Below are 8027 nucleotides of genomic sequence, written 5' to 3' on the forward strand. Positions count from 1 at the left end.
CTGTTGCTTCCTTGAGTTCGGATTCGGGCAGCCGCTTCAGTCGGCATTTCGTACGCGGCTGACTGCAAGACCACACCTTAGTTCCCTGCGTCCAAGTGTCACGCTCACACTTGCTTCCGCAGGAGGCACAGTACACTTTATTCGTGAATGGATTGCTGCCACGCTGCCCGTTATAGATGCGGGCAATCTTTTTTATGCGGCCATTGGTTAGGTGAAGTTCCACACAGTCACCGTAAATGACGATCTTGGACACCTTACGCCTGAGTTCCGCAGTATCAAAATCATCTTTTTCCATGACGGTTCTGACCACAGCGACAAGCTCCTCTTCCTTGATTGGACGGCTGTCACAAGCAGTGCTGCCTTTCCGCTCTCTTGTGTTGCAGCCCCATCGCCTGTACTTCCCGGCGGTTCTTCTGCTGAATCCGCTTCCGCAGCACCCGCATTTTACTATTCCCGAGAATGGCATCCGTACAGAATTCCGATTGCCGGACTGCGCGGCTCTCCGTTGCCGTATCTCCTGTGCCTTATCGAAGTCATCCTTGCTCACGAACGGCTCAAACACTCCATCCACGAGATAAAGAGGAAATTCTCCCTTATTCCTTTTGCGGATATGCCCCTCGCTGATGTAGTTTTTCTGCAGTGCCATTGTTCCAGTGTATGAGATGTTGGAGAGAATATCCTTTACTGTGGTCTGCTCGATTGGTCTCCCCTGCCGTCCCATGATTCCGTGTCCCGCGAGTGTCTTTGCGATGAAATAGGCAGATTCTCCTGCAAGGTATCTACGGAAAATCTCCTTGACGATCTTGCCCTCGGCAGGAACAATGCGGAACATCTCTCCGTCCCATGTGTAGCCGTAAGGTGCTTTATTCCCGTTCGGAATCCCCTCAGCGAATCGTCTCCGCACACCCCACCGAATGTTGTCGCCGATGCTTCTGCTCTCCTCTTGGGCAAAGGATGCGAGCAGCGTCAAGAGGAGTTCCCCCTGCACGGTTACTTTGATACAACAACATTTTTCCTTTGAACCCTTACATTTTTCCTGTACTCTGACATTTTTCAGGGTGTCAAAATACAAAGAGAGCGGGCGTCGGCTGTCTTACCGGCTCCCGCTCGTCGTTTATCTGTCCAGTTTTATCTCGCTCCCGTCCTTGAACGTGACGGTTACTTTGCTCTTATCGTGCACGGTGATGAAATCCACCATCGAGAGCCAGAGGTCGTCATCGAACGTGTCGATTAAATCCTGTTCTCTCAGTTTTTCCAGAAAAATGGAAACTTGCTCGCCACGGACTGTTTGGTCGCTTATCTGTTCGACGATCTCATCATACCGCTTCTTTGCGCTTTCGTACCGCTCGACAAGGCTTTGGTAGCGTTCCTCGTATGCCGTCTGGTCTTGGGCAATACGGGCATTTTCCTTAATGCAGTACTCCACCAGTCTTGCCGTGACATTCAGTTCATTTTCCAGTGCCCTGCGCTCCTCGACAAGTGCCGTGGTGGAGAACAGCTTTTCCCGCATCATTTCGTAGGTAGAGATCATCTCCTCTTTTTCGGCAAGCAGCAGATTGACGGCACAAACGAACAGTTCCTTGATCTCATCCTCGGAAAAATGCGGCGTGCTGCATTTCGTGCCACGAAACTTGTGATTGCATTGCCAAATAACCCGTTTGTACTTATCCGTGGAGTGCCACGTTTTCGAGCCGTACCAAGAACCGCAGTCACCGCATCTGAGTTTGCTTGAGAAAATGCTGACGGAGCTGATTCTGTCCCTCCCCCGCTTGCGCCCCTCCATCATCCGCTGCACCATGTCGTAAACATCCGGGTCGATGATCGGCGCATGACTGTGTTCCACAAAGTAACTGGGAACTTGCCCCGTATTCTTGACGGTTTTCTTGGTCAGAAAATCTGGGGTAAATGTCTTTTGAAGCAGTGCCCGCCCGCAGTATTTCTCGTTACGAAGGATGCTGCTCACGGTACTGTCACTCCACCGGGTTTTTCCACTGGGCGTTTTGATGCCTTCCTCGGTCAGCACTTTCGCTATGCCGTAAGGAGACATTCCCTTGATGTAGAGCGCATAAATCCTGCGGATCACCTTTGCCTCTTCCTCGTTGATGACAAGCGTTCCCCCCTCTCCTCTATCATAGCCGAGGAATCGACTGTAGCTGAGGCTGAATTTCCCATCTGCCATTTTCTTTCGGATGCCCCAATTCACATTCTCGGAAATGGAGCGGGATTCCTCCTGACTGAGACTCGCTAAAATGGTCAATAGCATTTCCACTTTGGGATCAAACGTTTTAAGGTTCTCTTTCTCGAACCAAACCTCCACGCCATGCTCTTTCAGTTTTCGTATGGTTGTGAGGCTGTCCACGGTGTTTCTCGCAAAGCGCGACACAGATTTCGTGAGAATCAGTTGGATTTTGCCGTCCAGGGCATCCTGCACCATCGCCTTGAACGCCTCGCGCTTCCGGGTATTGCAGCCGCTGATTCCTTCATCGGCGTATACCTTGACGAACGCCCAATCTGCACGGCTCTTGATGTACCGCTCGTAGTAATCACATTGGGCGGCATAGCTGGTCTGCTGTTCCTCCTCATCCGTAGAAACCCGCGCATACGCCGCAACTTTACGCTTTTCTGTGGCAGATAAGGGCTGCGCCGAGAATTTATTGACGCTGGCGGGGATGACCGTTACGCTTCTCATTGTCTATTCGCCTCCTTGTTGCAATGCGCCGTTCCTGCTTTTTCAGTTCAACCGTCCGCCGCTTTTGGACGGTATCGAACAGTTCTTTGCTGACAATCGGTGCGTGGTCATTCTCGATAACCTCATCCACACCACTTTCCGTAAACTGTCCCTTAATGGTTCGATTGCCGATGTAGAAATCGCTGTCGAGAACGGTTGTTACCACACGGCGGGAAAATCTGCCCCGAATGCTCTGATAGCCCTTGGATTCGAGTTCACGCGAAATGTCGGAGATGTTCCATCCCTCGGCATAGTATTGATACACCAACTGCACGGCTTCTGCCTCTTTTGGAACAATCACATAACCGTTTTGGCTCCATGTGTAGCCGAAGGGCTTTCTGTGCGGGTCGGTGTATTTCTTCTCGTCCTGACTGAAATAATGGATGTGGACGGTTTTCACCGTGCCATCATAAAAATGGAAGACGAGACTGTCCGTATCGGTGGTGAGAATCTTCTCCACGGTCTTGGCAAACACATCCTCATCAAATTCGGATAACCCCAGAACCTCACGACATGCCTCCCACAGCCGATACCCACGGATGTTCCTTGCATCGCACATTCGCTTATGAATTTTGCCGTAGCAAAACCAATGCTCCTGCAAGCCGTCATGCCTGTTGGTTTTGGTCACGCCCTTGACGAAATGTGCGCCGCATTTGCTGCAGATGATTTTTGCCGAGAAACAACTCGGCTTTACAATGCGATGTGCCGCAGGATTGAACTCATAGCTCGCCTTGATTTTCTCCTGTACCTTCTCGAACGTCTCGCGCTCGATGATCGGTTCGTGATTATCGGTGACGAGGTAGCGCGGAAGCTGCCCTGTGTTCTTGAAAATTTTGTGCGTCCGAGGATTCTCCGTAAAATACCGCTGAAGGATGACATCGCCGATGTAAACCGGATTCTCCAAAACATAGTGAATGAACGGTATCGAACAGGCATGTCCGTTCTCCTTGAGCCATTTTGCTGTGCGCCCAAGAGGGACATCCTTTAGGAAGTTATCGAATATGACACGGACAGCCTCTGCCTCCTCCTCACAGACAACGAAGGTTTCTCCGTTCCAACGATAACCGTAAGCTGCGACATGCCATTGCTTCCCTCGCTCGAATTTCTTCCGGATCGCCCATTTGGCATTCTCGGACTGACTGCGGCTTTCCTCTTCCGCAAAGCCTGCCAAAATGCTGAGTAAAAGTTCACCGTCAGACGAGAGAGTATGTATATTCTCCTTCTCGAACCACACTTCTACGCCGATGGATTTTAGATGGCGCACGGTTTCCAATAGATCAACCGTGCTGCGGGCAAACCGTGAAATGCTCTTGCAGAGAACAATGTCGATTCGGCCGGCATTGCAGTCATCGATGAGGCGCTGAAATTCTGCCCTGTGCCGTATGTCGCCGCCGGAGATTCCGCTGTCGGCATAAACGCCGACATAAATCCATTCAGGATTCCTTTGGATAAGTTCACTGAAATAGCTGATCTGCGCGGAAAGCGAGTGGTTCAGCCGATCCGATTCCATCGAGATACGGGCATACGCCGCTACACGCTTTCTCTGCTTCAGGGCAGTAACAACGGGCTCGATTTTTCTTACCTCAGGCACTCTATCATCCTCCTTTCCATCCTATATATTGCTCTGTGAAGCGGATTTATCAAGCATTTTCCGAGATAAGCCGACCAAGATACGGCTGATATTTTGCAAGGAGCATGGTGTCGATTTCAGCATACTCATCCGCTGTGATGAGCCCCTTTGCCCGCATGGTCTTTGCAACGGAGAGCGACATGTGGTAGAGCATATCCGCGCGGTACTGGTCTTTACGCATGGATACCACCACCTTGAAACCGCTCTGCGACATAACAGGCACGGGAGCAATACTTCCTGTGCTCACGCCGATAGGCAGAAAATGTCCTGCCGCAATGAGCGCAGCGATAGGTTTCGCCTGTCGGCTTATTCCCTTTGTCACGATTCCTGCTCCACCACATCTCCCGACACTGAACCGAACAGAACTTCCTTTTCTTTCTCTTCGGTATCTGCACAAGCGGCTTACCGCAAGCAAGGCACACAGCAAATGAACGATTCCCCGTCAGTTCGTTGTTTCGACAAAAGGACTTCACCGTATTGACAGATATGCCCATCAGCAGGGCAATCTTTTTATATCCGAGGCCATCTCTGCGCAGCACGTGGATTTGTTGTTTCTGTTCTTCTGTCATAGCAAAAAACACCTCCTGCAAGGTAGCCTTGGCAGGAGGTGAAAAAGGACGTTTTTTAGTCTTTCTGATAGAAATTACATTCAAAACCATCGGCGCGAAGCAGGAGCCCGTCTGCCCATGGCGGGGTTCGCGCCATCTGCTCACAAACAGCAGAAAGGGAGACGCGCTCATCACATTCGATAATGATTTCGTCATGGACATGAGCGACAATCTCCATGCTCCGCAACGTCTGCATGGCGTAGCAGAGGAGGTCACGGCTGATGGCCTGTGTGATGTTTTCCACGAGCTTCGGGCCGTAGGATTCAATCCGTACCCACTTTTTCGAGAGATTCAGTCCCATGTAGGTAATGGATTCGCCACCGAACTGATTCTCTCCGATGCGCGGTTTTACATAGGAGAGTCTGCGCCCGCTCGGAAGTTCGATGAACATCATGCCGCCCCGATAGATGAACCGGATGCCGTGCGTGACCTTCGTGCTACGTTCCTTGATACAGCCCTTTGCCGCGCGATCCACCGCCCACCAGAAATCCACGATGTTCGGATTTGCTGCACGCCACGCATCCACGAGCGGCTTCAGTTCCTCTTCCTTCATCCCGGACTCCAATGCGCCGAATGCCTTCAGTGCACCAACGGAGCCGCCGTATCCACTCGACAATTCCGCTAGTTTACCGTACTGTCTGAGATGCCCGTTCTCACCATGTTTCACCACATTGCAGTGAAACATCCTTCCCGCTGTGGCGCAGTAGATGTCGCCGTCATCAGCGAATACATCCATGCGCCATCGCTCCTTGGCAAGCCATGACAGCACCCGTGCTTCGATGGTAGAGAAGTCGGCGACGATGAATTTTCTGCCCTCCTTCGGGATAAAGGCAGTACGAATCAGCTGTGACAGGACATCGGGAACGGAGTCGTAGAGGAGTTCCAGTGCATCATAATTTCCCTGCCGCACGAGGGCACGAGCGCACTCAAGGTCGGCGAGATGGTTCTGAGGAAGATTTTGTAATTGAATGTGGCGTCCACTGTTTCCTGTAATCCAAACTTTTCCATTTCTCCTCACGAGAAAATATCCTGTTGGTGTTTCGGCACAATATACCGATCCACTGAAATCAGATACTTCGGGCTTGATCCTTATTTCGTGGCAATTCTTAGGCGTTAGCCAAATATCTACTACATATGCCTGATTCCAGTTGGGGTGCTTTTCAAGATTACGGTGTTTAAGTTTTATCACTGCAGCCCTGCCGCTCATATGTGCCAAAGCTTGAACAATATCGGCATTCTGCTTATTGCAAGTACTGTATTGAATGCTGTTCGGTGCTGGGCAGTAACCATCCCAGTGCGGCAATTCGTCAAAAAATATGTCGGGATTCTCATCAAGAAGCCAGAATCCGAAAGTCTTCGTTCTGAACTGCCGCGGCCAAAGGGGAACATTCCTTGCTGGGATGGTGATATTCGTGACATCCTTATATGTATGTACGGCAAACATAATTTCAGCCCTGCGGAGCAGCATTTTGCAACGAGCAATTTTTCGCTCTTTCTTGAAGTTGAATCTGACGCTTCCATCGGATGTATAGAATCCATCTGCTTGCGTCATAATCAAAACACGAAGCCAAGTTGGATTTGCGCAACCACGATGATAGCGATAACCATGGATGGGAATGGCAGGACGGCACTTTGACATTTCCTCAACCGTCATATCTTCCCACGCAGAGCCATAGCGACGCTGCACACGCATTTTGTGATCCGGAGTGCTGCATTGGTCGATACGGGTATCACGATATGTATACATTTTCCCACTGTATTCGAAACATAGAGCCTTTGCCGACTGGAATGAAACCATCTCATTATTTGCGTTCCAAACCGCAATATGACCGCCATTCCACTTGTCTAAGCGTATCCATCCCTCTTTTGTTAATACCTCGTGGTCACTAGTAAGACACCAACGCCCGGTACGGTTTGCGCCATAGAACTGGAACATTCCCCGCACACGACCATCCGAGCAAAGGGTATTCTGCATCGCCTGATATTTCTTCACCGAAGACTTTGCAAGCTGCTGCCGAAGCATCAACACATCGGAGATAGGAGACTGGACAGTCGTGATCAAAGCCGTCACAGACTTCTTGTCGAGCGATTCCGTTGCAACACCACGTTCCTTGAGCCACGCCTTCATCTGCGCTACGCTGTTCGGATTTTCAAGCGCGGTCAAAGCTTTCAGCCTGCCCGTCAGTTTTTCCTTGGTGAGCGCGTTGATCTGGACGGCATTCTCCACGAACGGCATATCCAAACGTATCCCACGGTCATTTATTTCCTGGTCGAGTACATATTCTTCCCACACCGACGGAGGAACAGGATATTTGGAGAGCCGTTGCTGAATCGCCATCTCCACTTCGACATCGCGCCGGTTATAGGACTTGAACAGTTCCCACTTCTCGCCTGTGGGTTCGTGGAACGGAGGCGTTGAAAAATAACGGATGAGAGCCTTGCCCTCCGTCATTTTCTGCTCTTCCAGTCCAAGCACCCGTCCGACGGCGGCAAGTGAGAGCGGCAGTCCCATATAGGCAGACCAGACCATTGTGCATCGCCAGCTACGAGGACTCAGAAAGCGAGCGCACTCAACAGAGAGCGGATGATTGTCGCGGGACGGATCGAGGGCTATCCCCAAATCCGACAAGTAGCGCGACAGGCACACACGCTCAAAGTTGGCATTAAACGCCCACTTGATGATGCTCTCATCGGTCAGCGCGTCCAGAATCTCCTGCGGAATCTGTTCCCCACTGGTAAGGTCGATGACCTGCACTGTGCCTCCGTCCACGGAATATCCAAAGAGCAGGATCGCGAAATCCTCTGCCTCGGTGTAACGATATACGCCACTTTTCCCAATATCCACACTGCTTCGCGTTTCGAGATCGATAGAAATGGACTTCATGTATGTTCTCCTTCTACGAAAAGACAGCGAGGAAGAATCCCCGCTGCCCATGTCTGTCAGCCGTTATTTAGCTGAGAAAATCCTCGTCTTCGTCTGCGAAGTCATCCTCGGCGCGAGTCTTGCCCCCGAGTGGCTCACCGTCAGAAATCTTCTGCAGGTTGTTCAGCCCGCAAGCGA

General features: G+C 51.0%; 6 protein-coding genes and 1 pseudogene. All 7 read right to left on the reverse strand.

The genetic code is table 11. From position 1 onward, the window contains the following. A pseudogene (locus HMPREF9163_RS09530) lies at window positions 1–982 on the reverse strand (recombinase family protein); the annotation flags it as partial. Between the two features lie 132 nt (window positions 983–1114). Then, complete coding sequence (locus HMPREF9163_RS09535) at window positions 1115–2689, reverse strand: recombinase family protein (RefSeq protein ID WP_009441565.1); 1575 nt, start codon at window positions 2687–2689, stop codon at window positions 1115–1117. Further along, the gene (locus tag HMPREF9163_RS09540) at window positions 2652–4319 is read right to left on the reverse strand and encodes a recombinase family protein (RefSeq protein WP_009441566.1); all 1668 of its coding nucleotides are present in this window, start codon (window positions 4317–4319) and stop codon (window positions 2652–2654) included. Before HMPREF9163_RS09540 ends, HMPREF9163_RS09535 begins: the two co-directional genes overlap by 38 nt. A 49-nt stretch (window positions 4320–4368) precedes the next feature. Then, complete coding sequence (locus HMPREF9163_RS12210) at window positions 4369–4539, reverse strand: SHOCT domain-containing protein (RefSeq protein ID WP_198142779.1); 171 nt, start codon at window positions 4537–4539, stop codon at window positions 4369–4371. Further along, on the reverse strand, window positions 4532–4927 hold the full coding sequence (locus HMPREF9163_RS11840; RefSeq protein ID WP_009441568.1) for a hypothetical protein: 396 nt from the start codon (window positions 4925–4927) through the stop codon (window positions 4532–4534). Before HMPREF9163_RS11840 ends, HMPREF9163_RS12210 begins: the two co-directional genes overlap by 8 nt. A 55-nt stretch (window positions 4928–4982) precedes the next feature. Beyond that, window positions 4983–7850 (reverse strand): DNA polymerase, encoded by a 2868-nt coding sequence (locus tag HMPREF9163_RS09550; RefSeq protein ID WP_009441569.1) that lies wholly within the window; start codon window positions 7848–7850, stop codon window positions 4983–4985. A gap of 67 nt (window positions 7851–7917) precedes the next feature. Beyond that, window positions 7918–8027, reverse strand: a 110-nt coding sequence (locus tag HMPREF9163_RS12570) for an ssDNA-binding protein (RefSeq protein ID WP_009441570.1), incomplete at its 5' end; no start/stop codon positions are given.

The organism is Selenomonas sp. oral taxon 138 str. F0429 (genome assembly GCF_000318175.2).
GTDB lineage: Bacteria > Bacillota > Negativicutes > Selenomonadales > Selenomonadaceae > Centipeda > Centipeda timonae.

Excerpts from the sequence above, each read along its gene's own strand:
- HMPREF9163_RS09535 (WP_009441565.1), bottom strand. The coding sequence starts at position 2,689 with ATGAGAAGCGTAACGGTCATCCCCGCCAGCGTCAATAAATTCTCGGCG.
- HMPREF9163_RS12210 (WP_198142779.1), bottom strand. The coding sequence starts at position 4,539 with ATGCGTAAAGACCAGTACCGCGCGGATATGCTCTACCACATGTCGCTC.
- HMPREF9163_RS11840 (WP_009441568.1), bottom strand. The coding sequence starts at position 4,927 with ATGACAGAAGAACAGAAACAACAAATCCACGTGCTGCGCAGAGATGGC.
- HMPREF9163_RS09550 (WP_009441569.1), bottom strand. The coding sequence starts at position 7,850 with ATGAAGTCCATTTCTATCGATCTCGAAACGCGAAGCAGTGTGGATATT.